The sequence below is a fragment of the Enterobacter cloacae complex sp. 2024EL-00214 genome (genome assembly GCF_043945575.1).
Taxonomy (GTDB): domain Bacteria; phylum Pseudomonadota; class Gammaproteobacteria; order Enterobacterales; family Enterobacteriaceae; genus Enterobacter; species Enterobacter cloacae_P.
The window spans coordinates 207,020-231,180 of the sequence record NZ_JBIMRC010000004.1 but is presented as its reverse complement, the minus strand read 5'-3'; the positions used below and the strand labels follow the sequence as shown (position 1 = coordinate 231,180).

Genomic DNA, 24,161 nt, shown 5'->3' with positions numbered 1-24,161 from the left:
ATGATTATCATAAGGAAAAATGCATGTCAGTCCCCTTGATCCTGACCCTATTTGCAGGTGCCGCGACCTTCCTTGGTGCATTCCTCGGTGTACTCGGCCAGAAGCCGTCTAACCGTGTGCTGGCTTTCTCGCTCGGCTTTGCCGCCGGGATCATGCTGCTTATCTCTTTGATGGAAATGCTGCCTGCCGCATTGGGCACAGAAGGGATGTCGCCTGTTCTGGGTTACGGCATGTTTGTGTTTGGACTGCTGGGCTACTTTGCTCTCGACCGAATGCTGCCCCACGCACACCCACAGGATTTGATGCAGAAAAACATCACGCCGTTACCGGGCAGTATTAAGCGAACCGCTATTCTGCTGACGCTTGGCATCAGCCTGCATAATTTCCCGGAGGGCGTTGCCACCTACGTGACCGCCAGTAATAACCTTGAGCTGGGTTTTGGTATCGCGCTGGCAGTAGCCTTACACAATATTCCTGAAGGACTGGCCGTTGCCGGACCGGTATATGCAGCCACAGGGTCGAAACGCACTGCAGTATTCTGGGCGGGGATCTCAGGACTGGCCGAAATTCTTGGTGGTGTCCTGGCCTGGCTGATCCTCGGTAGTCTGGTTTCGCCTGTCGTGATGGCCGCTATTATGGCCGCGGTGGCAGGTATCATGGTCGCACTGTCCGTGGATGAGTTAATGCCGCTGGCAAAAGAGATCGATCCGAATAACAACCCGAGCTACGGCGTTCTGTGCGGGATGTCGGTGATGGGGTTGAGTCTGGTATTGCTACAGACAGCGGGCATCGGATAAAAGAACGCCGGGATATCCCGGCGCTTTACTGTCAGCTGGCTTTGCGCTCGTGCGCCTGGCGGTACTCCACCAGATCTTCAATTGTCACCACCGGCATATTGTGCAGGCGGGCAAAAGTGATGCACTCTGGCGCACGTGCCATCGTACCGTCATCGTTGGTCAGCTCACACAGCACACCTGCTGGTTTGAAGCCTGCCAGCGTGACCAGGTCGATGGTCGCTTCGGTGTGGCCGCCGCGAGTCAGTACACCACCCGCTTGCGCGCGCAGCGGGAAGACATGGCCAGGGCGGTGCAGGTCGGATGGTTTCGCACCATCGGCAATCGCTGCACGCACGGTGGTCAGACGGTCAGCCGCAGACACACCGGTCGTCACGCCATGCGCAGCTTCGATGGTCACGGTAAAACCTGTACCAAAGGCGCTGGTGTTGTTTTCAACCATCATTGGCAGGTCGAGCTGCTTGCGACGGTCTTCGTTAATACACAGGCATACGATGCCGCTGCCATGACGAATGGTCAGCGCCATCTGCTCAACGGTCATGTTTTCGGCGGCGAAAATCATGTCGCCTTCGTTTTCACGGTTTTCATCGTCAAGCACCATTACACCGCGGCCTTCGCGCAGTGCATCCAGTGCATGTTCAATACGTTGAGTTGACGTGCCAAAAGAGGAAAGTAGCGTCTGATTCATGGTAAAAAAAACCTCATTAAATTTATGGTTACCAGAATCAGGGCAGTCTTAGGAGCGCCGTATAAGCGGCAAAAAAATAACGTGAGCGGGCCCATGCCCGACTGGATCGTTACTCTCTCCCATCCGGACTCTAACCGTCGGCCCCGGAATTACACCGGATCTGCTGACCTTTGAGTTTTCACCCAAAGCGCTCGCGGGCTTTCAGCAAGACGCTGATTTACCGCCGGTGGGGAATTTCGCCCCGCCCTGAGAATAAGCGAGATAACTATAACGCTATTGATTACCCTGGGCAATGCATAAGCATCAAACAATTTTGTTTAACCCACGCCATGACGCGCTACAATGGGCACTAACACCTTTTGATCAAGGGAAGCCACAATGATTGACCCAAAAAAAATTGAGCAAATTGCGCGTCAGGTTCATGAATCCATGCCGAAAGGCATTCGTGAATTTGGTGATGACGTTGAGAAGAAAATCCGCCAGACGCTGCAGGCACAGCTGGTTCGCCTTGATTTAGTCAGCCGTGAAGAATTTGATGTGCAAACGCAGGTTCTGCTGCGCACCCGCGAAAAACTGGCGCTGCTGGAACAGCGTCTGACCGAGCTGGAAAACCGCAATGCACCGGAAGACGTGAAACCGGCACCAGCGATCCCGCCGGTGGATGACCAGGAGTAAGGTAAATGCAAAACGGTAACCGAGGTTGCCGTTTTTAGTGTTTGCTCCCTCTCCCACTGGGAGAGGGTTGGGGTGAGGGCATCAGCCCGCACAGATTACTGACTGTCTTTCTGGATCTTCTTAATGATGTTGGTGGTAGAACACCCGTCCTCAAAGTTGAGCACCATCACTTCACCGCCGTTAGCCCAGACCTCTTCGCTACCGGCAATTTGCTCTGGTTTGTAATCGCCACCTTTCACCAGCAGGTCTGGCAAGATACCGGCTATCAAACGCTGTGGAGTATCTTCTTCAAACGACACGACCCAGTCCACGGCTTCCAGCGCACCGAGCACAATCATACGCTGCTCCAGCGGGTTCACCGGGCGCGTTTCGCCTTTCAGGCGTTTCGTTGACGCATCGCTGTTCACCGCCACAATCAGGCGATCGCCCAGCTTGCGCGCATTCGCCAGATAAGAGACGTGGCCCGCGTGCAAAATGTCGAACACACCGTTGGTCATCACCACTTTCTCACCACGCTTGCGCGCAGCAGCAACGGCCGCTTTCAGCTCGTCTTCGCTCATCACGCCAAACCCGGTATCCGCACGACCGCGCACCGCGTTTTCCAGCTCGATAGGCGAAACGGTTGAAGTACCAAGTTTACCGACCACCACACCTGCAGCGGCGTTGGCGAAGTAACACGCTTCTTCAAGAGAGTTGCCTGCCGCCAGCGTTGCCGCCAGCACGCCAATCACCGTATCACCGGCACCGGTCACGTCGTAGACTTCCTGCGCCTGGGTTGGCATATGCAGTGGGGCTTTGCCCGGCTGCAACAGCGTCATCCCCTGCTCGGAACGGGTCACCAGCAGTGCAGAAAGTTCGAAATCAGCGATGATTTTCATACCGCGTTCAACCAGCTCTTGCTCGGTTTTACACTTACCCGCCACCGCTTCAAACTCAGAGAGGTTTGGCGTCAGCAGCGTTGCACCACGATAGCGCTCAAAGTCCGTGCCTTTCGGGTCGATCAGCACCGGTACATTGGCTTTACGCGCCAGCTGGATCATCGTCTGCACGCTCGCCAGCGCGCCTTTGGCATAGTCGGACAGCACCAGCGCACCGATACCGCCCAGAGCCTGATTGATACGCTCGTGCAGCGGCTCAGGATCAACGCCTTCAAACCCTTCTTCAAAGTCGAGGCGGATCAGTTGCTGGTTACGCGACAGCACGCGCAGCTTGGTGATCGTCGGGTGTGTCGGAACAGAAACGAAGTCGCACTTCACGTTCACGTCCGCCAGCGACTTGCTCAGCGCACGCGCCGCATCATCGATGCCGGTCAGGCCCACCAGACGCGAATGTGCGCCCAGAGAGGCAATGTTCATCGCCACGTTTGCCGCGCCGCCAGGACGCTCTTCAATGGTGTCGACCTTAACCACCGGTACCGGTGCTTCCGGGGAGATGCGGCTGGTCGGCCCATACCAGTAGCGATCCAGCATCACATCACCGACAACCATAACTCCAGCACGTTCAAACTCTGGCAGTGTTACTTTCATTCCTGACTCCAGAAAGATTCACAATTTGCGCGCGATAATATCACACTTGTTTTGTTACGCACGGTTCCACCAGCCACTTCTGCCAGCTTGTCGTCACCTGAGCGCGCTCATCGGCAAAGCAGTCAAGCGCCACATGGCCCGGCTGTTCCTGTAAGGCCAGATGATGCAACTCATCACGCAGCGTGGTGTAGGCGCGCGTTAAGGACTGCGCTTCCTGCTCATCCATAATGTCGTTTTGTGCGAGCAGCTCCAGAATGCGCACGTTATCAGACCAGCGAATGAGCTTCGGCTTCTCGTGTGCATGACGCAGCACCAGATACTGGGTGATGAACTCAATATCCGTAATACCACCCTCATCGGCTTTAATATCAAAGCGATCGCGATGCTTATTCCCCAAATGCGCACGCATCTTCTCACGCATCTCACGCACTTCGGTTTGCAGCGTACTGCCGTCACGTACGATGGTCATCACGTCCCGGCGGATCGCATCAAACTGCGTTTTCAGCAGCGGGTCGCCATACACCACGCGGGCGCGCACCAGCGCCTGATGCTCCCACGTCCAGGCCTCATTTTTCTGGTAATCCGCAAACGAGTCCGTTGAAGTAACCAACATTCCTGCCGCGCCGGACGGACGCAAACGCGCATCCACTTCGTACAAAATGCCCGACGACGTGCGGGTGCTGAACAGGTGCATAATGCGCTGGGCCAGACGCAGGTAGAACTGACGCCCGTCTATTTCACGCTCGCCATCGGTCATCACGTCCACCGGGCAATCGTGCAGGAAAATAAGGTCAAGATCAGAGCTATACCCCAGCTCCCAGCCGCCGAGCTTGCCGTAACCGACAACCGCAAAGCCACGGCCTTCGCGATCGGCCAGGTGTTTCGGTTGGCCGTAACGCGCCACCATCTGCACCCACGCCTGATGCACCACCGCGTCGATGATCGCTTCGGCAAGCCATGTTAAGTGATCGCTCACTTTCATCACCGGCAACGTACCAGCGATATCTGCCGCCGCCACGCGCAGCATTTGCGCCTGTTTAAACTGACGCAGCGCTTCCAGCTGTTGTTCTTCGTCCTCTTCCGGCACGCGCAGCAGATACTGACGCAATTCGTCACGGTAGGCATCCGTCGCCGTCGGCTGATAAAGCGTATTCGGATCAAGCAGTTCGTCCAGCAGCAGCGGATAACGCGCCAGCTTGTTGGCGACCATCGGCGAGGCGGCGCAGAGCGTAATCAGGTGCTTCAGTGCGCCGGGGAATTCGCTCAGCAGTTCAAGGTATGTGGTGCGGGTGATAATGCCGCTCAACAGCGGCATCATGCGCGACAGCGGTACCGGGGCATCCGTACGCGAGCAGACCTCACTCAGCAGATACGGCATCAGGTGATCCAGCACCTGGCGGCCACGCGGGCCAATGGCGCGCTTGTTCAGTTCGAGGCGGAAATCGGCGATCAGCGACAACACCCGGTGGCGGTCGTCATCGCTCAGGTGCGCCAGCACTGGCGTGGTGTCATCTTCCTGAAGTGCGTCCTGCCACAGCTCGCGCCAGTGTTCAGACAGCGTATCATCCTGCGATTCACTTTCGTCGTCGCCAATCAGCTCGTTAAAGATACGGCGCACGCCCGCCATGTGGGCATCCAGCCGTTCGGTCAATGCCGTCCAGTCACCCACACGCATCCCCCAGGCCAGACGCGCCCGATTCAGGTCATCGCCCGGCAGAGTCTGGGTTTGCTCATCGTTGATGCTTTGCAGCAGGTTTTCCAGACGACGCAGGAAGAGATAAGCCTCGCGCAGGGTTTGCGCGTCGCCTGCCGGTAGCAGGTGCAGTTGCTCAATGGCAGAGAGCGTCGGGAGCAAGGAACGGGACTGCAAAGACGGTTCGCGTCCTCCACGGATCAGCTGGAAGACCTGCACGATAAATTCAATTTCACGGATGCCGCCCGCACCAAGCTTGATGTTATCTTTCAGACCACGACGGCGCACCTCACGGGCAATCATCCCCTTCATGTTACGCAGGGACTGGATCACACTGAAATCGATGTAGCGACGGAACACGAACGGACGCAGCATGGCGCGCAGCTCATTGGCGTAAGCATCGTCACCGTCGCCCATGATCCGCGCTTTGACCATCGCATAGCGCTCCCAGTCGCGTCCCTGCTCCTGGTAATAATCTTCCAGCGCGGCAAAGCTCAGCACCAGCGGGCCGCTATCGCCAAACGGACGTAAACGCATGTCCACACGATAGACAAAACCGTCCTGTGTCGGCTGATCCAGCGCCTTAATAAGACGCTGGCCGAGACGGGTAAAGAACTGGGCATTGTCCAGTTCACGACGACCACCACGCGTGGAGCCGTTCTCCGGCCAGGCAAAAATCAGGTCGATATCAGAGGAGAAATTCAGCTCGCAGCCGCCCAGCTTGCCCATCCCCAGGATCAACAGCGGCTGAGGAACCCCCTCTTCGTTGCACGGCGTCCCCCACTCTTTACAACAGGCCGCGTAAAGCCAGTCCCGCGCGGCGACGATCAACGTCTGCGCCAGCTCGCTCAACTGCAGAAGCGTGCTTTCTTCGCTGACCCGCTCCAGCGCCTGAGCCCAGGCAATACGCACCATCACCCGACGACGGAACTGGCGCAAAACGCGCATCAGCGCAGCTTCCTCCGCCACATCTGCAAGCGCGGTTTGCAACCAGCTGGCATAATGCCGCCACTCTTCCGCCTGCGGCGGTGAGTTCTCAAGCTCCGCCAGCCAGTCAGGGTTGGCGGTGAGACTTTCCTGCACAAAATCACTAAAAGTGAGCATGCTTCTGGCCTGCTCGCTTAACGATGACGCCGGTAATGACTCAGGCAGACGTTCGCAAACGGTCTGCCACTGCTGCTGTAACTGCGAAGAAAGCGGCATTATAGGGGTTCCTTGCCAGAGTTAACGTTTTCCGCTGTGCAGCCAGAACGGCTCCTGCGAAATAGCCACGTTGCGGAAATGCTCAATCTCAATATGCTGACGGGTTTCGATGGCATGTTTCAGCCCCTGCCAGTTTTCCAGCCAGGCCTGCGTTTTTGCGCTGTCATAAGCCCCGGAAAGCAGCAACATGCTGTCGATATTACGCGCCAGACGGGGAAGCTGATCGCCATACTGGTCGCCCAGTGGATACGCAAAAGTGGTCCTCAACTCGGCGGCATGGCGTGAAAGATGGGTATCCGCAAAACGTTTGAAGTTTTCCGCAATTTTGGTCTGCGCTTTTGCATCCAGGAAACTGCGCCAGCCGCGCGTCACCAGAAACTCAGTCAGCGACAGTTTTGCCGCAGCGGTTTGCGGGCTGTAGATAGCCGTTTGCGCCGACACGTCAGAAAGCATCAACGTCTCGGTTTGCGTCAGCAGATCACGTAAGTGAGCGCTCGCTTTACGCGGGACAATGCCGCCGAAAAGCGCCAGGGTATGACGCACCAGCCCGATAGCCGCCAGCACGTGAGACTTTGCATTTTTCACATTTCGCGCCCACAGTTCTTCATGGTATTGCCACTGAGTGAGCGCCAGCTCCAGCGCCGCTTCCATACCCTGTTCAACACTGGCTTTCGGAGCGACGTGTAAAATGGTCGTCTCTTTCAGTAAACGTGGCGCATCTCCGGCCGCCAGGTGGTAGCCACGCGCGGCTTTGCTCAGGCTACCCTGACGCAAACCGGACTGGTTCACCAGCTTGTGTGCCAGCTTCAGCACGTCGTTCACATCACCGTCCACCAGCTCAAGCTCCAGCTCGCAAAGGGGTTCCTGGTATTCACCTGCCTTCACGTCACCCAGATCCAGGGCAATCTCAATGCGACTTTTGCCTTCATTGACCAGCCATTTCTCGCGCCAGAAATCGGTGCTGAACAGCGGCTGCACCTGCCCGGATAACGCTTCCGGCAGATAGCCCTCAGGCCAGACTTCTGCCGGGAAACGGTCCAGTTCAAGTTCTGGCTTACTGATGTCGATATTGTATTCCGGGCGCTGATGTAAACCGCCCACCACGCGACCGGCAATTTTCATCGTCATCTCGTAGCGCCCGTTCGCGCCACGGATGCGCAGCCCCATATCATGACGGCGCAGCCAGTTGTCTGGTGTTTCATAATAGATGTTCAGCAGTTGTACCGGTTCATGGTGCTCGCCGGAAAGCGTGTGCAAATGTTGACGAAGCGCGTCAACGCTGTCTTTTTCGACGATAAACTTTAATTCGATTTCTTGAGCCATAGCCTTGTACTTATGCAGGCGTCACAGACGCGTCAATGAGGGCGAACTTCCTCGCCATTTGTTTGTCAGTACATAGTATTTTGCGCCAAATTGCCACGCAATGAGCAATTTGACGGGCGTAAATGTTTGACAGCGTGACACAGATGATTCTGATTGCTGACGAATGCTTTGCGTAGAGACACTGTTGCCACTACTATCGTTCCACTATTCATGAAAATAACGACTAATGATGCTTAAATTACGCCTGATTGGACTTACTTTACTCGCTTTTAGCGCCGCAACTGCGGTACACGCTGAAGAGAAACGTTACGTTTCTGATGAACTGAACACCTGGGTACGCAGCGGCCCTGGAGATAATTATCGCCTCGTGGGTACGGTTAATGCCGGCGAGGAAGTGGTGCTATTACAGACCAATGCGGACACCAATTACGGGCAGGTTCGCGACAGCAGTGGTCGTACGTCCTGGATCCCACTGAAAGAGCTGAGCAATGTGCCAAGCCTGCGTACCCGCGTGCCGGATTTGGAAAATCAGGTGAAAACCCTGACCGACAAGCTCAATAACATTGACGGCACCTGGAACCAGCGCACCGCAGAAATGCAGCAAAAAGTGTCACAGAGCGACAGCGTGATTAGCAACCTGAAAGACGAAAACCAGAAACTGAAGAACGAGCTGATCGTCGCGCAGAAGAAAGTGAATGCTGCCAACCTGCAGCTCGATGACAAACAGCGCACCATCATCATGCAGTGGTTTATGTATGGCGGCGGCGTGCTGGGCGTCGGCCTGGTGCTGGGCCTGGTTCTGCCACACCTGATCCCAAGCCGTAAGCGTAAAGACCGCTGGATGAACTAATTCGTCTTCTTTGCCAGACTTACGTATTATCCTGGAAAAGAGAAAACAGGAGTGTCGGGCGTGAAGAGTTATCTGGTCGGTGGTGCGGTACGTGATGCGTTGTTAGGTCTGCCGGTCAAAGATAAGGACTGGGTTGTGGTTGGAGCCACGCCCGCAGAGATGCTCGACGCGGGTTACCAGCAGGTAGGTCGCGATTTTCCCGTGTTTCTGCACCCGCAAAGCCGTGAAGAGTACGCCCTGGCGCGTACCGAACGGAAATCCGGCTCAGGCTATACCGGCTTCACCTGTTATGCCGCACCGGACGTCACGCTGGAGCAAGATCTCCTGCGCCGCGATCTCACCATTAACGCGCTGGCGCAGGACAATCAGGGCCATATTATCGACGCTTATGGCGGCCAGGACGATTTGCGTAACCGCATTTTACGTCACGTCTCCCCGGCGTTTTCTGAAGATCCGCTACGCGTGCTGCGCGTGGCGCGTTTTGCTGCACGCTATGCCCATCTGAGCTTCCGCATCGCCGATGAAACAATGGCGCTAATGACTGCGATGACCAATGCGGGCGAGCTGGAATACCTGACGCCAGAACGCGTCTGGAAAGAGACGGAAAATGCCCTGACCACCCGCAACCCGCAGGTCTTTTTCCAGGTGCTTCGCGACTGTGGCGCACTGAAGGTACTTTTCCCGGAAATCGATAATCTGTTTGGCGTCCCGGCTCCGGCAAAGTGGCACCCGGAAATTGATACTGGCGTTCATACCCTGATGACGTTGAGTATGGCCGCGATGCTCAGCCCGGAGGTTGATGTTCGTTTTGCCACCCTGTGCCACGATCTCGGCAAAGGGTTAACGCCAAAAGCATTCTGGCCGCGCCATCACGGTCACGGCCCCGCTGGCGTGAAGCTGGTAGAAGGTCTTTGCCAGCGTCTGCGCGTACCTAACGAGATCCGCGACCTGGCAAAACTGGTGGCGGAATTCCATGACCTGATCCACACCTTCCCGATCCTGAAACCGGCCACCATCGTGAAATTGTTCGACAACATCGACGCCTGGCGTAAACCGCAGCGCGTGGAGCAGATCGCGCTCACCAGCGAGGCTGACGTTCGTGGGCGAACCGGGTTTGAAGCCTGTGATTATCCGCAAGGTCGTTTGCTGCGCGAGGCGTGGAACGTCGCCAAAGCGGTGCCAACCAAAGACGTCGTGGAAGCCGGGTTCAAAGGGCCGGAGATTCGGGAAGAGCTGACAAAACGGCGGATTCAGGCAGTAGCGGACTGGAAAGAACAGCGTTGCCCTCAGCCAAAAGACTGAGGGCAACCGGTCAGAAGAAGACCACGTAAACGGCAGCCGCCACGATAAAGCGATAGATCGCAAACGGAATAAACGAGATACGCTTGATCAACTGCAGGAAGGTTTTAATGGCAATCAGCGCCACGATAAACGCGGTGATGAAGCCCACGGCGAACATCGGAATATCACCCGTCGTCAGGAAGCCAATGCTTTTATAGACGTCGAGTGCGGTTGCGCCCATCATCATCGGCACGGCCAGCAGGAAGGAAAACTCCGACGCGGCATAGCGGCTCACGCCCATCAACATCCCGCCAGAAATCGTAGCTCCTGAGCGCGAGAAGCCCGGCCACAGGGCCAGACACTGGAAGCAACCAATGATGAATGCCTGACGGTAGGTCATATCGTCCAGGCCTTCTGCGCGAGGGACTTTAGGTTTCAGCACTTCTGCCGCAATCAGCAGGAAGCCGCCGACAACCAGCGCATACATTACGTTAATCGGGTTAAACAGCGATTTGATGGTGTCGTGGAAAACCAGCCCCAGCACCACCGCCGGGATCATCCCCAGCAGGATATGGATCAGCGACAAGCGACCTTTACCCAAACCTTCATGCTCTGGCGGACGGCCAAAGTGGATGCCAATCAGGCCAAACAGACGACGCCAGAACATCACGACCACGGCCAGAATAGACCCCAACTGAATAACGACTTCAAACGTCTTTGCCGTATCACCTTCAAAGCCCAGAAGATGGCCAACGATAATCATATGGCCCGTGCTGGAGACAGGTAAAAACTCCGTCAATCCTTCGACCACACCCAGTATTGCCGCCACCAGCAGCGAGTGTATATCGCTCATCTATAAACCCCTAAAAAGATATAAAAAAAACGGTGTACCACTAAGGCAACCGTGAAAGATACAAGCCTTAAGACCAATATAGCCGAAAATGGTTTAGCTATTATGACGTTGGATATTCCCTTTCAGATTTTTGCCACGCTCAATGATAACGCCGACGTTAGTCGCACGCGCCACGGCCCCCGGTTTGCTCAGCTTGATACGCACCCACGGTGAGTTGAACCGGCTCAGCAGCAGCTCTGCCACCTCCTCAGCCACGCGTTCCACCAGGGCAAAACGCTGTCCTTCAACGTGGTTAACCACCGTTTCGCTGATATCGGCATAGCTCAGACAATCATTCACGTCATCGCTTTTCGCTGACGTGCGGTTATCCCAGCCCATTTCGATATCGAACACGAGCTTCTGTTCAATGGTCTGTTCCCAGTCGTAAACACCAATAGTGGTGATTACCGAAAGTTGCTCTATAAATACTATATCCATCACGACCTGCCTGCTTTTTGGCTAAACCGGATACCACTTCCGGCGAATTATGCGTATTATCCACAGATGCTGAAAATACAGATACATTTTCAAAACGGAACAGCGTTATGAGTGCAATCGCGCCTGGAATGATCTTCCTCGCTTACCTTTGCGGCTCAATCTCCAGCGCCATTCTGGTCTGCCGTATCGCCGGGTTACCTGATCCACGCGAAAACGGTTCCGGGAACCCCGGAGCGACCAATGTACTACGAATTGGCGGCAAGGGAGCAGCCGTAGCGGTTTTGGTTTTTGATGTACTGAAAGGGATGCTACCCGTCTGGGGCGCATATGCGCTGGGCGTCACGCCGTTCTGGCTGGGGCTGATTGCTATCGCCGCCTGTGTTGGCCATATCTGGCCCGTATTCTTCGGCTTTAAAGGCGGCAAAGGCGTCGCCACCGCATTTGGTGCCATTGCACCTATCGGCTGGGATCTCACCGGCGTTATGGCAGGCACCTGGCTGTTAACCATTTTACTGAGCGGCTATTCTTCGCTGGGCGCGATTGTCAGCGCGCTGATTGCGCCGTTTTACGTCTGGTGGTTCAAACCCCAGTTTACCTTCCCGGTGTCGATGCTCTCCTGCCTGATCCTGCTGCGTCACCACGATAATATTCAGCGCCTGTGGCGTCGTCAGGAAACCAAAATCTGGACGAAGCTCAAGAGAAAGAAAAAAGAGCCTGAATAACCCACACGCCCTCACAATGCCCGGCTGCGCTGACCTTGCGCGGGCCGGTCTTTTCCTCGCATTTTATCCATAAGCGACTCATATGACAGCCTTCATTTCTGCCAGGGCATACTGAAACGTAACCCGTACGCGCGCAGATGGATGCAGCATGTTAGCAACTCAGGTCACTGATAACTCTTACAAAGGCTGGCAGGCATCGCTTACCCTGCAATTTTGTCATACCCCTGAGAAAACCCTCCTGCACTCCGCTCACCACGTCGGGCCTCTTACCGTCCAGCGTCCGTTTTATCCCGAAGGTGATACCTGCCATCTTTATCTCCTGCACCCACCCGGCGGGATTGTCGGCGGTGATACGCTGGATATCTCCGTTCACCTGGAAGCCAAAAGCCATACGCTTATCACCATGCCCGGTGCCAGTAAGTTTTACCGCAGCAATGGCCCACAGGCATGTCTGAACCAGCACTTTTACCTCGGCAAAGAGGCAACGCTGGAGTGGCTACCGCAGGACACTATTCTCTTTCCCGGCGCGAACGCAGCCTTACGCTCCGTTTTTCACCTGGAGGCGTCCAGCACGCTGTTGGCCTGGGAATTGTACTGTCTGGGTCGCCCGGTGATTAACGAAACCTTCAGCCACGGTACGCTCGAAAGCCGCCTTGAGGTGTGGGTCGACGGTGAGCCGCGCTTAATTGAACGTCAACATCTCAGCGACGGCAATCTCGCCTCCGTTGCCGGGCTGCCGTGGGTGGGCACACTGTTGTTCTATCCCACCACGGAAAATCACCTTGAGGTGGTACGCGAACGGCTTGCGCCGCTGCATACCTTTGCCGGCGCGACACTTACCGAAGGTCTGCTGTCGGTGCGGTTTCTCTCCCACGATAACCTGATTTGTCAGCGGGTGATGCGCGATATCTGGCAGTCGCTTCGCCCGCTCTTAACCCCCAAAACCGCCTGTTCGCCCCGTATCTGGCAGACATAAGAGAAACGTTATGGAACTGACCCCCAGAGAAAAAGACAAGCTGTTGTTATTTACCGCTGCGCTGGTTGCCGAACGCCGCCTTGCGCGCGGGGTAAAGCTCAATTACCCGGAATCCGTCGCGCTGATCAGCGCCTTTATTATGGAAGGCGCACGCGATGGTGAAACCGTCGCCTCGTTAATGGAAGCGGGTCGCCACGTCCTGACGCGCACACAGGTGATGGAGGGCGTACCGGAGATGATCCCCGATATTCAGGTGGAAGCCACCTTCCCGGACGGATCAAAGCTCGTCACCGTTCACAACCCGATCGTATAAGGAGCTGACGATGATCCCAGGTGAATACCAGATCCAGCCCGGAAATATTGCGCTTAATGTCGGACGGGAAACCCGGAGCGCGATCGTCGAAAACCACGGTGACAGGCCGATCCAGGTGGGATCGCACTACCACTTTTATGAGGTCAATCCGGCGCTGAAATTCGACAGAGAAGCCACCAAAGGCTACCGGCTGAACATCCCGGCGGGGACTGCCGTACGTTTCGAGCCTGGCCAGAAGCGCGAGGTCACACTGGTTCGGGTTGCGGGTGCGCAATGCATTTTCGGTTTTCGCGCTGAAGTCATGGGGGAGGTGAAAAATGGCTGATATTTCACGCCAGGCCTACGCCGACATGTTCGGCCCAACCACCGGGGATAAAGTGCGCCTGGCCGACAGTGAACTGTGGATCGAAGTCGAAAACGATCTCACGGTCTACGGCGAAGAGGTCAAATTCGGCGGTGGGAAAGTGATCCGTGACGGTATGGGCCAGGGGCAGATGACAGCTGATGACTGTGTGGATCTGGTGCTCACCAACGCGCTGATTGTCGATCACTGGGGGATCGTAAAAGCCGATATCGGCGTGAAGAACGGCAGGATCTTCGCCGTCGGCAAAGCCGGTAACCCGGACATTCAGCCCGGCGTGACGATCCCGATTGGTGCCGCGACGGAGGTGATCGCCGCCGAAGGGAAGATCGTTACCGCGGGCGGGATCGACACCCACATCCACTGGATCTGCCCGCAGCAGGCGGAAGAGGCGCTCGTCTCCGGCGTCACCACCATGATCGGCGGCGGTACCGGGCCTGCGGCAGGCACTCACGCCACCACCTGCACGCCGGGGCCGTGGTATATCGCCCGCATGCTGCAGGCCGCCGACACGCTGCCGGTGAATATCGGTTTGCTCGGCAAAGGTAACGGCTCAAACCCTGATGCCCTGCGCGAGCAAATTACAGCTGGCGCAATCGGGCTGAAGATCCACGAGGACTGGGGCGCAACGCCTGCAGCGATCAACTGTTCGCTGGAGGTGGCGGAAGAGATGGATATTCAGGTGGCGCTGCACAGCGACACGCTGAACGAATCCGGTTTTGTTGAAGACACGCTGGCGGCCATTGGCGGGCGTACCATCCACACGTTCCACACTGAAGGGGCGGGTGGCGGACATGCGCCGGACATCATCACCGCCTGTGCGCATCCCAATATTCTGCCCTCCTCCACCAACCCGACGCTGCCCTACACGGTGAACACCATCGACGAGCATCTCGACATGCTGATGGTTTGCCACCACCTCGACCCGGATATCGCCGAAGACGTGGCTTTTGCCGAATCTCGTATTCGTCGGGAAACCATCGCCGCCGAAGATGTACTGCACGATATTGGCGCGTTCTCGCTCACCTCGTCCGACTCCCAGGCAATGGGACGCGTAGGCGAAGTGATAATCCGCACCTGGCAGGTGGCACACCGCATGAAAGTCCAGCGTGGCGCGCTGCCGGAAGAAACTGGCGATAACGATAACTTCCGCGTGAAGCGCTACGTCGCAAAATACACCATCAACCCGGCCCTGACCCACGGTATCGCCCATGAAGTCGGTTCCATTGAAGCCGGAAAACTGGCGGATCTGGTGGTCTGGTCACCCGCATTCTTTGGCGTAAAACCCGCCACCATTGTGAAAGGCGGAATGATCGCCTGTGCGCCGATGGGCGATATCAACGCATCTATCCCCACGCCGCAGCCGGTGCATTACCGCCCGATGTTTGGCGCACTGGGTGCGGCACGGTATGCCACCCGCCTGACGTTTGTCTCGCAGGCTGCCGCAACCCATGGCATCCCGCAGCAGCTCAATCTGCAAAGCGCTACCGCAGTGGTGAAAGGCTGCCGGACGGTGAAAAAGGCCGACATGATCCACAACAGTTTGCAGCCCAACATCACCGTTGATTCGCAAACCTATGAGGTCCGTGTCGACGGTGAATTGATTACCAGCGAGCCGGCAGAGATCCTGCCGATGGCCCAGCGCTATTTCCTGTTTTGAGGAGGAACGATGATCTACCTGACCCAACGCCTTGACCACGCCCACCGCATCACCGCCAGCGTCACACTCCCCATTGATGTGCGGGTGAAAAGCCGCGCCCGTGTCGCGCTGAACGATGGCCGCGATGCCGGGCTGATGCTGCCACGCGGTTTGCTGCTGCGCGGCGGAGACCTGCTCACCACCGAAGATGGTAGCGAGGTCATTGAAGTGATCGCCGCACCAGAGTCGGTATCAGTCGTGCAATGCTCAGATCCCTTCCTGCTCGCCCGCGCCTGCTATCACCTGGGTAACCGCCACGTCCCGCTGCAGATCATGCCCGGTGAGTTGCGCTATCACCACGATCACGTCCTCGACGACATGCTGCGTCAGTTCGGGCTGGAGGTCACATACGCCACGCTGCCGTTTGAACCGGAAGCGGGTGCATACACCAGCGATGCCCACAGCCACAGCCATTCGCACGCTCATTCACACTAAGGATCCCATCATGCGCAAATATTTACCTCTGTTATTGCTGGCCTTCTCCCTTCCGGCGCTCGCCCACCCAGGACATGAAGCCGACAGCTTTCAGGCCGGGTTTTTCCACCCGCTAACCGGCCTTGATCACCTGCTGATGCTGACCGGTGCAGGCGTGCTTTCCGCCCTGAGCGGACGCAAGCTGTTACTGCCTTTTGCCACCCTCGGCATGATGCTGGCAGGTGCCATTGCGGGCAGCCTTTTCGGCGGTTTTAGCGGCATGGAGATGCTGATTATCACTTCGCTGGCGGTGTGTGGCGTGATGATGTTTAAAACCGAAAACCGTCTGCTGCTGGTCGTGCCTGCGCTGGCGATGTTCCACGGCTGGGCACACGGCGTGGAGATGTCTGGTCACAACTTCTGGCTCTTCACCACCGGGTTTATGTTTGCCAGCGCCACGGTACTATGCGCCAGTTTCGCCGCAGGGTTACTGCTGCGCCGTCACGACGGTCTGCGTAAAACCTTCGGCGGCGGGCTGATTGTCTCCGCCCTGCTGGTGCTGATGAGCTAATGGAGCACAGCCGCCAGTGGTTACGCCTGATGCAGCTTTCCAGCAGCAGCCTGCCGGTCGGGTCGTTTACCTGGTCGCAGGGGCTGGAGTGGGCTGTTGAAGCGGGTTGGGTAGCCAGTGTCGAGGCATTCAGACACTGGCAAATTCAGCAGATGGAGCAGAGCTTTTTCTGCGTCGATCTGCCGCTGTTTATGCGTCTGTACCGGGCCTGCGAGCAGCAGGATCTGACGGCAGCAAAACGCTGGGCGGCATACCTTCTCGCCTGCCGGGAAACGCGTGAACTGCGCGAAGAAGAACGTAATCGCGGTGCTGCATTTACCCACCTGGTCAAAAGCTGGGAGCCGGACTATCCGGCAGCGTGGCAGCCGTTGTTTATGCAAAGCCAGCTCTGCGGCATGGCGTGGCTCGGCATACGCTGGGGTATTGGCGCTCGCGAGCTGGCACTGAGCCTGGGCTATAGCTGGATTGAAAGCGCAGTGATGGCAGGCGTCAAGCTGGTGCCGTTCGGACAACAGGCCGCACAACAGCTGATTATTACCCTGAGCGACCATTTCGCTGAAGGGCTTGATGCGGCGCTGTCACGCAGCGATGACGAGCTGGGCGCAGCCACGCCACTTTCGGCCATCGCCTCTGCGCGACACGAAACACAATATTCACGATTATTCCGTTCCTGAGGAGTCAACATGGCTGATGACAAACATCCCCTGCGCGTTGGCGTGGGTGGCCCGGTGGGGTCGGGCAAAACCGCCCTGCTGGAAGCACTCTGCAAGGCAATGCGCGACACGTACCATCTCGCAGTAGTAACCAATGATATCTACACCAAAGAGGATCAGCGGATCCTGACCGAAGCGGGCGCGCTGGAACCAGAGCGCATCGTGGGTGTGGAGACCGGTGGTTGTCCGCATACCGCCATCCGTGAAGATGCATCGATGAACCTCGCGGCAGTCGAAGCGCTCAGCGAGAAGTTTGGCAATCTGGATCTGATCTTCGTTGAAAGCGGCGGCGACAACCTGAGTGCGACTTTCAGCCCGGAGCTGGCGGATCTGACCATTTACGTGATTGACGTGGCTGAGGGAGAAAAAATCCCACGTAAAGGCGGGCCGGGGATCACCAAATCGGATTTTCTGGTGATCAACAAAACCGACCTCGCGCCGTACGTCGGTGCTTCGCTGGAGGTGATGGAACGCGACACCAACCGCATGCGCGGTGAGCGTCCGTGGACATTTACCAACCTGAAGGCGGGCGATGGTCTGGCGACGATTATTGCGTTTCTGGAAGAAAGAGGAATGCTGCGGGTGTAGTCGTAAATTTCCCTCTCCCCTGTGGGGAGAGGGTTAGAGTGAGGGGGTTACGCCTCCGGCAGCTCCGCCAGTGGCCAGCGCGGACGCACGGACACACTCAGATCGGAGGTTGCACCGGCGTTCAGGCGCACCATCCCGGCGTAGGCGATCATCGCCCCGTTATCGGTACAAAATTCCGGGCGGGCATAGAACACTTCTCCGCGACGCTTCTGCATCATCTCCGCCAGTTTCGCACGCAGCGTGCGGTTAGCACTCACGCCACCGGCCATCACCAGACGCTTAAAGCCCGTCTGATCCAGCGCACGCTTGCACTTGATCATCAGCGTATCCACCACCGCATCTTCAAACGCACGGGCGATATCAGCACGCGTCTGCTCGCTATCGTCGTTATTGCGGATCGTATTCGCCGCGAAGGTTTTCAGGCCAGAGAAGCTAAAATCCAGCCCTGGGCGGTCGGTCATCGGGCGCGGGAAAACAAAGCGCCCTTCCGTGCCCTGCGCGGCCATTTTTGACAGCATCGGACCACCTGGGTAGTCCAGCCCCAGCAGCTTGGCAGTTTTGTCGAACGCTTCACCGGCTGCGTCGTCGATTGACTCACCCAGCAGTTCATATTTACCAATGCCCGTCACGCTAATCAGCTGGGTATGACCGCCGGAAACCAGCAGCGCCACAAACGGGAACTCAGGCGGATTCTCTTCCAGCATCGGTGCCAGAAGATGCCCTTCCATATGGTGAACCGGAATAGCCGGAACATCCCACGCAAACGCCAGCGAACGACCAACCGTTGCACCAACCAGCAGCGCTCCGACCAGGCCCGGGCCAGCGGTATACGCCACCGCATCAATATCATCTGAACACAACCCGGCTTCTTTCAGCGCCGCCTGAATCAGGGGAACCGTTTTACGCACATGGTCACGGGAAGCCAGTTCAGGCACAACACCACCGTAGTCAGCATGCAATTTCACCTGACTATACAGCTGGTTGGCAATAAGCCCTTTTTCGTCGTCGTAAATGGCGATGCCGGTTTCATCGCAGGACGTTTCAATACCCAGTACACGCATGACTTGTTTTACCTCGTTTCAATACCGCGCAGTGTAGGGCCAATGCGGGTTGATGTAAAACTTTGTTCGCCCCAGGACATCGGCTCGTGTATACTCCTCCTCCTTATAAAAGTCCCATTTCAAAATCGCATCGGTGCTTTACAAAGCAGCAGCATTTGCAGTAAAATTCCGCACCATTTTGAAATAAGCTGGCGCTGATGCCAGCGGCAAACCGAATTTATTAAAGGTGAGAGTTACATGCCGGTAATTAAAGTACGTGAAAACGAGCCGTTCGACGTAGCACTGCGTCGCTTCAAACGTTCATGCGAGAAAGCAGGTGTTCTGGCTGAAGTTCGTCGTCGTGAGTTCTATGAAAAACCAACGACCGAACGTAAGCGCGCTAAAGCTTCTGCAGTGAAACGTCACGCGAAGAAACTGGCTCGCGAAAACGCACGCCGTACTCGTCTGTACTAATCCATTGAGGGCCAGAGCCCTCAGTGAGCAGACAGAGTAATAGTCGTAAGGCCGTGCTTCCGGAAGGAATGCGCGGCTTGTTTTCGTTTATAAATCAGCATTTATACAAAATCATTCACACTGTATCAAGGCGGCAAGTGAGTGAATCCCCGGAGCTTACTTAGGTAAGTGACAGGGATGAGCGAACGTAGCCAACGCAGAGACAGTTTGAAGGATGAAGTGTAATTTTTGGGGCATATGGCCGGAAGAATCCCACGCGTATTTATCAATGATCTGCTTGCCAGAACCGACATCGTCGATCTCATCGACGCGCGGGTAAAGCTAAAAAAGCAGGGCAAGAACTACCATGCGTGCTGTCCGTTCCATAATGAAAAAACCCCCTCTTTCACCGTAAACGGTGAGAAGCAGTTCTACCATTGCTTCGGCTGTGGCGCACACGGTAATGCCGTCGATTTTTTAATGAACTACGACAAGCTCGAGTTTGTTGAAACCGTCGAAGAACTGGCGGCGATGCACAACCTTGAAGTGCCGTATGAAGCAGGCAGTGGGCCAAGCCAGATAGAGCGCCATCAACGGCAAACGCTTTATCAACTGCTGGATGGCCTGAATTCGTTTTACCAACAGTCTCTAAAGCACGCTGCTGCTGAGCCTGCGCGTCAGTATCTGAACAAGCGCGGACTGAGCGACGATGTCATTGCGCGTTTCGCTATTGGTTACGCCCCGCCCGGCTGGGACAACGTGTTAAAGCGTTTTGGCGGCAATAGCGAAGATCGTAAATCGCTGATCGACGCAGGCATGCTGGTCACCAACGACCAGGGACGAAGCTACGACCGCTTCCGTGAACGGGTCATGTTCCCGATCCGCGACAAGCGTGGCCGGGTAATAGGTTTTGGTGGTCGCGTGCTGGGTGATGCCCTGCCGAAGTACCTGAACTCCCCGGAAACCGATATTTTCCATAAAGGCCGCCAGCTTTACGGTCTTTATGAGGCGCAGCAAGATAATGCGGAACCTCCGCGTCTTCTGGTCGTCGAAGGCTATATGGACGTCGTCGCCCTGGCGCAGTACGACATTAACTATGCCGTTGCGTCTTTAGGCACGTCCACTACCGCCGATCATATTCAGTTGCTGTTCAGGGTGACCAACAACGTCATCTGCTGTTACGACGGTGACCGTGCAGGACGTGATGCCGCCTGGCGTGCGCTGGAGACGGCACTCCCTTATATGACCGACGGGCGTCAGTTACGCTTTATGTTCCTGCCCGACGGTGAAGACCCGGATACGCTGGTGCGTAAAGAGGGCAAGGCGGCATTTGAAGCGCGGATGGAGCAGGCACAGCCGCTCTCCACGTTTTTGTTTAACAGCCTGATGCCGCAGGTGGATTTGAGTACCCCTGACGGGCGCGCGCAGCTGAGTACGCTGGCACTGCCGTTAATCAGTCAGGTGCCCGGTGAAACGCTGCGCATCTATCTGCGTCAGGAGTTAGGCAACAAGCTCGGTATCCTCGATGACAGCCAGCTTGAACGTTTAATGCCAAAACAGGCTGAAAACGGCGCGGTTCGCCCCGTACCTCAGCTAAAACGCACAACCATGCGTATACTGATAGGGTTACTGGTACAAAACCCCGAACTTGCTCCGCAAGTGCCATCGCTGGCGGGTTTGAACCACGAAAAGTTGCCTGGACTTGGTTTATTTTCAGAATTGGTCAACACTTGTCTGTCACAGCCAGGTCTGACCACCGGACAACTTTTAGAGCATTATCGCGGCACAAAAGAGGCCGCAACCCTTGAAAAATTGTCGATGTGGGACGATATAGCAGATAAAGATATTGCGGAAAAAACGTTCACCGACTCACTCAACCATATGTTTGATTCGATGCTTGAACTGCGCCAGGAAGAGTTGATTGCTCGCGAGCGCACACACGGTTTAAGCAGCGAAGAACGCCGGGAGCTCTGGATGTTAAACCAGGAACTGGCGAAGAAATAAGTTAAAGACAAAAGTATTCAACGGCTTAAGTGCCGAATATCGATCGGGAAGCCCCCGGCAGCCGCACTGAGAGGCAGCGGCACAAATATAAGTACGCCCTCGCTTTAAAGGTTGGCAAACCATCGCTGACACCAATCAAACGAATTAAGTGTGGATACCGTCTTATGGAGCAAAACCCGCAGTCACAGCTGAAACTTCTTGTCCAACGCGGTAAGGAGCAAGGCTATCTGACCTATGCCGAGGTCAATGACCATCTGCCGGAAGATATCGTCGACTCAGATCAGATCGAAGACATCATCCAAATGATCAATGACATGGGCATTCAGGTGATGGAAGAAGCACCGGATGCCGATGATCTGTTGCTGGCTGAAACCTCCAACAACACTGATGAAGATGCAGAAGAAGCTGCTGCACAGGTACTGTCCAGCGTGGAATCTGAAATCGGGCGTACTACTGACCCGGTTCGCATGTACATGCGCGAAATGGGTACCGTTGAACTGTTGACCCGCGAAGGCGAAATCGACATCGCAAAACGCATTGAAGACGGTATCAACCAGGTTCAGTGCTCTGTTGCCGAATACCCGGAAGCGATCACCTATCTGCTTGAGCAGTACGATCGCGTTGAAGCTGAAGAAGCGCGTCTGTCCGATCTGATCACCGGTTTTGTCGACCCGAATGCTGAAGAAGATATGGCTCCGACCGCCACTCACGTCGGCTCTGAACTGTCTCAGGAAGAGATGGATGACGACGAAGACGAAGATGAAGAAGACGGCGACGACGACAGCAGCGACGACGACAACAGCATCGACCCTGAACTGGCACGTGAGAAGTTTGGTGAGCTGCGTACCCAGTACGAAGTGACCCGTGACACCATCAAAGCGAAAGGCCGCAGCCACGCAGCCGCTCAGGAAGAGATCCTGAAACTGTCTGAAGTGTTCAAACAGTTCCGCCTGGTGCCAAAACAGTTCGATTACCTGGTGAACAGCATGCGCGTCATGATGGATCGCGTACGTACCCAGGAACGCATCATCATGAAGCTGTGCGTTGAACAGTGCAAAATGCCGAAGAAGAACTTCATCACCCTCTTCACCGGCAACGAAACCAGCGAAACCTGGTTCAACGCGGCTATCGCGATGAACAAGCCGTGGTCTGAAAAACTGCACGACGTGACAGAAGATGTTCAGCGCGGCCTGCAGAAACTGCAGCAAATTGAAGAAGAAACGGGCCTGACCATCGAGCAGGTAAAAGACATCAACCGTCGTATGTCCATCGGTGAAGCGAAAGCCCGCCGTGCGAAGAAAGAGATGGTTGAAGCAAACTTGCGTCTGGTTATCTCTATCGCCAAAAAATACACCAACCGTGGTCTGCAGTTCCTGGATCTGATTCAGGAAGGCAACATCGGTCTGATGAAAGCGGTAGATAAGTTTGAATACCGTCGTGGTTACAAGTTCTCCACCTACGCAACCTGGTGGATCCGTCAGGCGATCACCCGTTCTATCGCAGACCAGGCGCGCACCATCCGTATTCCGGTGCATATGATTGAGACCATTAACAAGCTCAACCGTATCTCCCGCCAGATGCTGCAAGAGATGGGTCGCGAGCCGACGCCGGAAGAGCTGGCTGAACGCATGCTGATGCCGGAAGACAAGATCCGTAAAGTGCTGAAGATCGCCAAAGAGCCAATCTCCATGGAAACACCAATCGGTGATGATGAGGATTCGCATCTGGGTGATTTCATCGAGGATACCACCCTCGAACTGCCGCTGGACTCTGCGACCACCGAGAGCCTGCGTGCTGCAACGCACGACGTTCTGGCTGGCCTGACCGCTCGTGAAGCAAAAGTTCTGCGTATGCGTTTCGGTATCGACATGAACACCGACCACACGCTGGAAGAAGTGGGTAAACAGTTCGACGTTACCCGCGAACGTATCCGTCAGATCGAAGCGAAGGCGCTGCGTAAACTGCGCCATCCAAGCCGCTCTGAAGTGCTGCGTAGCTTCCTGGACGATTAATCGCTCCGGTACTGAAAAAGCTCCCAATCGGGAGCTTTTTTTTGTTTATTCCCTCTCCCTGTGGGAGAGGGTGAGGGCATCAGGCCACAGAGGACCCTAAAGCCCCCGCACCGCCAGCGTCTCATCCAGTTCGCGATACGCCTCGACCAGATTATCCAGCGTTGCCCTGTTCAGCCCGCTCGGGTTCGGCAGCACCCATACCTGCGTCACGCCAATGGAGGTACTCTGTTTGCCCCACTTCGTCCCGCGCTGACCAAATGCTTGTTCGTACGCCTGCTTCCCCAGAATCGCCAGCGCTGCTGGCTGGTAATCTTCCATTTTCTTAATCAGCTCCCGCCCGCCGCTGCGCAACTCATGCAGGTTCACCTCACTCGCCTGCACCGTTGGCCGCTCGACCAGCATGGTGATCCCGCAGCGCGTATCCAGCAGATGCTGTTCCTCTTCCGGCTTCAGTAACCTGTCGGTAAACCCCGCCTGATGGATAACCTTCCAGAAGCGGTTTCCCGGATGGGCGAAGTGAAAACCGGTATGCGCCGAGGACTTGCCAGGGTTGATGCCACAGAACACCACCCGCAGCCCAGGGACAAGAATATCGTTGATCATGTTTACTCCCGATCGATACATCGTCGGAGAAGTATAAAGGATTGATTATGCGTTGTTTATAAAAACAGCAAGCGGGTGTGAATGGCTGGATTGCTGCGGGGAGTTACTTTATAATTCACCGCCACGGCCCCTTAGCTCAGTGGTTAGAGCAGGCGACTCATAATCGCTTGGTCGCTGGTTCAAGTCCAGCAGGGGCCACCAAATTTTAGCAATAAATACATAGCCTTAGGCCACTCTAGCGAGTGGCCTTTTTGTTATCTATACATGGTGTGTCGCAAAAATGTCGCACAAGAAATTACAGCCCATCAAAATTAATTTGAGATAAGAGT

24 protein-coding genes, 1 tRNA gene and 1 riboswitch are annotated in these 24,161 nt (G+C 55.9%); of the genes, 17 read left to right on the top strand and 8 right to left on the bottom strand.

Translation table 11 applies throughout. The annotated features are described in order from the left end of the window. The first annotated feature begins 23 nt into the window (after positions 1-23). Positions 24-797: a zinc transporter ZupT gene (zupT, locus tag ACHHZ6_RS06760; RefSeq protein ID WP_182272661.1), complete on the top strand. Its 774-nt coding sequence runs from the start codon at positions 24-26 to the stop codon at positions 795-797. Positions 798-828: 31 nt separating this feature from the next. Here the strand turns inward: zupT and ribB are convergent, their stop codons facing one another. Further along, entirely contained in the window at positions 829-1,482 is a 654-nt protein-coding gene (gene ribB, locus ACHHZ6_RS06755) for a 3,4-dihydroxy-2-butanone-4-phosphate synthase (protein ID WP_182918965.1), read from the bottom strand. 107 nt (positions 1,483-1,589) lie between these two features. Then, positions 1,590-1,740, bottom strand: a riboswitch (FMN riboswitch). A 120-nt stretch (positions 1,741-1,860) separates the two neighbouring features. On the opposite strand from ribB, the gene ubiK reads away from it, so the two are divergent. After that, the gene (ubiK, locus tag ACHHZ6_RS06750) at positions 1,861-2,157 is read left to right on the top strand and encodes a ubiquinone biosynthesis accessory factor UbiK (RefSeq protein ID WP_182272663.1); all 297 of its coding nucleotides are present in this window, start codon (positions 1,861-1,863) and stop codon (positions 2,155-2,157) included. A 95-nt stretch (positions 2,158-2,252) separates the two neighbouring features. Here the strand turns inward: ubiK and hldE are convergent, their stop codons facing one another. From hldE to ACHHZ6_RS06735, 3 genes are read right to left on the bottom strand one after another with little or no spacing between them, the layout of a single operon-like run. Further along, the gene (gene hldE / locus ACHHZ6_RS06745) at positions 2,253-3,683 is read right to left on the bottom strand and encodes a bifunctional D-glycero-beta-D-manno-heptose-7-phosphate kinase/D-glycero-beta-D-manno-heptose 1-phosphate adenylyltransferase HldE (RefSeq protein ID WP_182272664.1); all 1,431 of its coding nucleotides are present in this window, start codon (positions 3,681-3,683) and stop codon (positions 2,253-2,255) included. A 40-nt stretch (positions 3,684-3,723) separates the two neighbouring features. Continuing rightward, positions 3,724-6,579, bottom strand: a complete 2,856-nt coding sequence (glnE, locus tag ACHHZ6_RS06740; protein WP_395121958.1) for a bifunctional [glutamate--ammonia ligase]-adenylyl-L-tyrosine phosphorylase/[glutamate--ammonia-ligase] adenylyltransferase — start codon at positions 6,577-6,579, stop codon at positions 3,724-3,726. Between the two features lie 21 nt (positions 6,580-6,600). Further along, positions 6,601-7,902: an inorganic triphosphatase gene (locus ACHHZ6_RS06735; RefSeq protein WP_395121957.1), complete on the bottom strand. Its 1,302-nt coding sequence runs from the start codon at positions 7,900-7,902 to the stop codon at positions 6,601-6,603. A gap of 229 nt (positions 7,903-8,131) precedes the next feature. On the opposite strand from ACHHZ6_RS06735, the gene ACHHZ6_RS06730 reads away from it, so the two are divergent. Both ACHHZ6_RS06730 and ACHHZ6_RS06725 read left to right on the top strand, forming a co-directional pair. Beyond that, positions 8,132-8,752: a TIGR04211 family SH3 domain-containing protein gene (locus tag ACHHZ6_RS06730; protein WP_182274574.1), complete on the top strand. Its 621-nt coding sequence runs from the start codon at positions 8,132-8,134 to the stop codon at positions 8,750-8,752. Positions 8,753-8,812: 60 nt separating this feature from the next. Further along, positions 8,813-10,054, top strand: a complete 1,242-nt coding sequence (locus tag ACHHZ6_RS06725) for a multifunctional CCA addition/repair protein (RefSeq protein ID WP_395121955.1) — start codon at positions 8,813-8,815, stop codon at positions 10,052-10,054. 10 nt (positions 10,055-10,064) lie between these two features. On the opposite strand, the gene bacA is transcribed toward ACHHZ6_RS06725, so the two are convergent. Both bacA and folB read right to left on the bottom strand, forming a co-directional pair. Continuing rightward, positions 10,065-10,886, bottom strand: coding sequence for an undecaprenyl-diphosphate phosphatase (gene bacA, locus ACHHZ6_RS06720; RefSeq protein ID WP_182272668.1), 822 nt, complete (start codon positions 10,884-10,886; stop codon positions 10,065-10,067). Positions 10,887-10,979: 93 nt separating this feature from the next. Further along, positions 10,980-11,363: a bifunctional dihydroneopterin aldolase/7,8-dihydroneopterin epimerase gene (gene folB, locus ACHHZ6_RS06715; protein ID WP_182272669.1), complete on the bottom strand. Its 384-nt coding sequence runs from the start codon at positions 11,361-11,363 to the stop codon at positions 10,980-10,982. Positions 11,364-11,470: 107 nt separating this feature from the next. Between folB and plsY the strand changes: the two genes are divergently transcribed. The 9 genes from plsY to ureG all read left to right on the top strand — a co-directional run bounded on the left by plsY (position 11,471) and on the right by ureG (position 17,720). Continuing rightward, complete coding sequence (plsY, locus tag ACHHZ6_RS06710; protein ID WP_182272670.1) at positions 11,471-12,085, top strand: glycerol-3-phosphate 1-O-acyltransferase PlsY; 615 nt, start codon at positions 11,471-11,473, stop codon at positions 12,083-12,085. Positions 12,086-12,233: 148 nt separating this feature from the next. Further along, positions 12,234-13,061: an urease accessory protein UreD gene (locus ACHHZ6_RS06705; RefSeq protein ID WP_395121953.1), complete on the top strand. Its 828-nt coding sequence runs from the start codon at positions 12,234-12,236 to the stop codon at positions 13,059-13,061. Positions 13,062-13,071: 10 nt separating this feature from the next. Beyond that, positions 13,072-13,374 carry an urease subunit gamma gene (locus tag ACHHZ6_RS06700; RefSeq protein WP_182272672.1) on the top strand — a complete coding sequence of 101 codons (303 nt, stop codon included), beginning with the start codon at positions 13,072-13,074 and terminating at the stop codon, positions 13,372-13,374. A 10-nt stretch (positions 13,375-13,384) separates the two neighbouring features. Further along, a complete protein-coding gene (locus ACHHZ6_RS06695) occupies positions 13,385-13,699 on the top strand; it encodes an urease subunit beta (RefSeq protein WP_182272673.1) in 315 nt (104 codons plus the stop codon). Then, positions 13,692-15,395 (top strand): urease subunit alpha, encoded by a 1,704-nt coding sequence (ureC, locus tag ACHHZ6_RS06690; RefSeq protein WP_182272674.1) that lies wholly within the window; start codon positions 13,692-13,694, stop codon positions 15,393-15,395. Before ACHHZ6_RS06695 ends, ureC begins: the two co-directional genes overlap by 8 nt. Before the next feature lie 9 nt (positions 15,396-15,404). After that, positions 15,405-15,869, top strand: a complete 465-nt coding sequence (ureE, locus tag ACHHZ6_RS06685; RefSeq protein WP_182272675.1) for an urease accessory protein UreE — start codon at positions 15,405-15,407, stop codon at positions 15,867-15,869. Between the two features lie 10 nt (positions 15,870-15,879). Continuing rightward, positions 15,880-16,419 (top strand): HupE/UreJ family protein, encoded by a 540-nt coding sequence (locus tag ACHHZ6_RS06680; protein WP_395121950.1) that lies wholly within the window; start codon positions 15,880-15,882, stop codon positions 16,417-16,419. Beyond that, positions 16,419-17,093 (top strand): urease accessory protein UreF, encoded by a 675-nt coding sequence (locus ACHHZ6_RS06675; RefSeq protein ID WP_395121948.1) that lies wholly within the window; start codon positions 16,419-16,421, stop codon positions 17,091-17,093. Before ACHHZ6_RS06680 ends, ACHHZ6_RS06675 begins: the two co-directional genes overlap by 1 nt. A 9-nt stretch (positions 17,094-17,102) precedes the next feature. Next, on the top strand, positions 17,103-17,720 hold the full coding sequence (gene ureG, locus ACHHZ6_RS06670) for an urease accessory protein UreG (RefSeq protein WP_182918972.1): 618 nt from the start codon (positions 17,103-17,105) through the stop codon (positions 17,718-17,720). A gap of 47 nt (positions 17,721-17,767) precedes the next feature. Here the strand turns inward: ureG and tsaD are convergent, their stop codons facing one another. Continuing rightward, a complete protein-coding gene (gene tsaD, locus ACHHZ6_RS06665) occupies positions 17,768-18,781 on the bottom strand; it encodes a tRNA (adenosine(37)-N6)-threonylcarbamoyltransferase complex transferase subunit TsaD (protein WP_182272679.1) in 1,014 nt (337 codons plus the stop codon). Between the two features lie 237 nt (positions 18,782-19,018). On the opposite strand from tsaD, the gene rpsU reads away from it, so the two are divergent. The 3 genes from rpsU to rpoD all read left to right on the top strand — a co-directional run bounded on the left by rpsU (position 19,019) and on the right by rpoD (position 23,229). Then, positions 19,019-19,234, top strand: coding sequence for a 30S ribosomal protein S21 (gene rpsU, locus ACHHZ6_RS06660; protein WP_001144069.1), 216 nt, complete (start codon positions 19,019-19,021; stop codon positions 19,232-19,234). A gap of 237 nt (positions 19,235-19,471) precedes the next feature. Then, complete coding sequence (gene dnaG / locus ACHHZ6_RS06655) at positions 19,472-21,217, top strand: DNA primase (protein ID WP_182272680.1); 1,746 nt, start codon at positions 19,472-19,474, stop codon at positions 21,215-21,217. A 164-nt stretch (positions 21,218-21,381) separates the two neighbouring features. Continuing rightward, positions 21,382-23,229: an RNA polymerase sigma factor RpoD gene (gene rpoD / locus ACHHZ6_RS06650; RefSeq protein WP_182272681.1), complete on the top strand. Its 1,848-nt coding sequence runs from the start codon at positions 21,382-21,384 to the stop codon at positions 23,227-23,229. A gap of 96 nt (positions 23,230-23,325) precedes the next feature. Here the strand turns inward: rpoD and mug are convergent, their stop codons facing one another. Beyond that, the gene (gene mug / locus ACHHZ6_RS06645; RefSeq protein ID WP_182918973.1) at positions 23,326-23,832 is read right to left on the bottom strand and encodes a G/U mismatch-specific DNA glycosylase; all 507 of its coding nucleotides are present in this window, start codon (positions 23,830-23,832) and stop codon (positions 23,326-23,328) included. 125 nt (positions 23,833-23,957) lie between these two features. On the opposite strand from mug, the gene ACHHZ6_RS06640 reads away from it, so the two are divergent. Next, positions 23,958-24,033: transfer RNA gene (locus ACHHZ6_RS06640), tRNA-Ile, on the top strand. Positions 24,034-24,161: the final 128 nt, after the last annotated feature.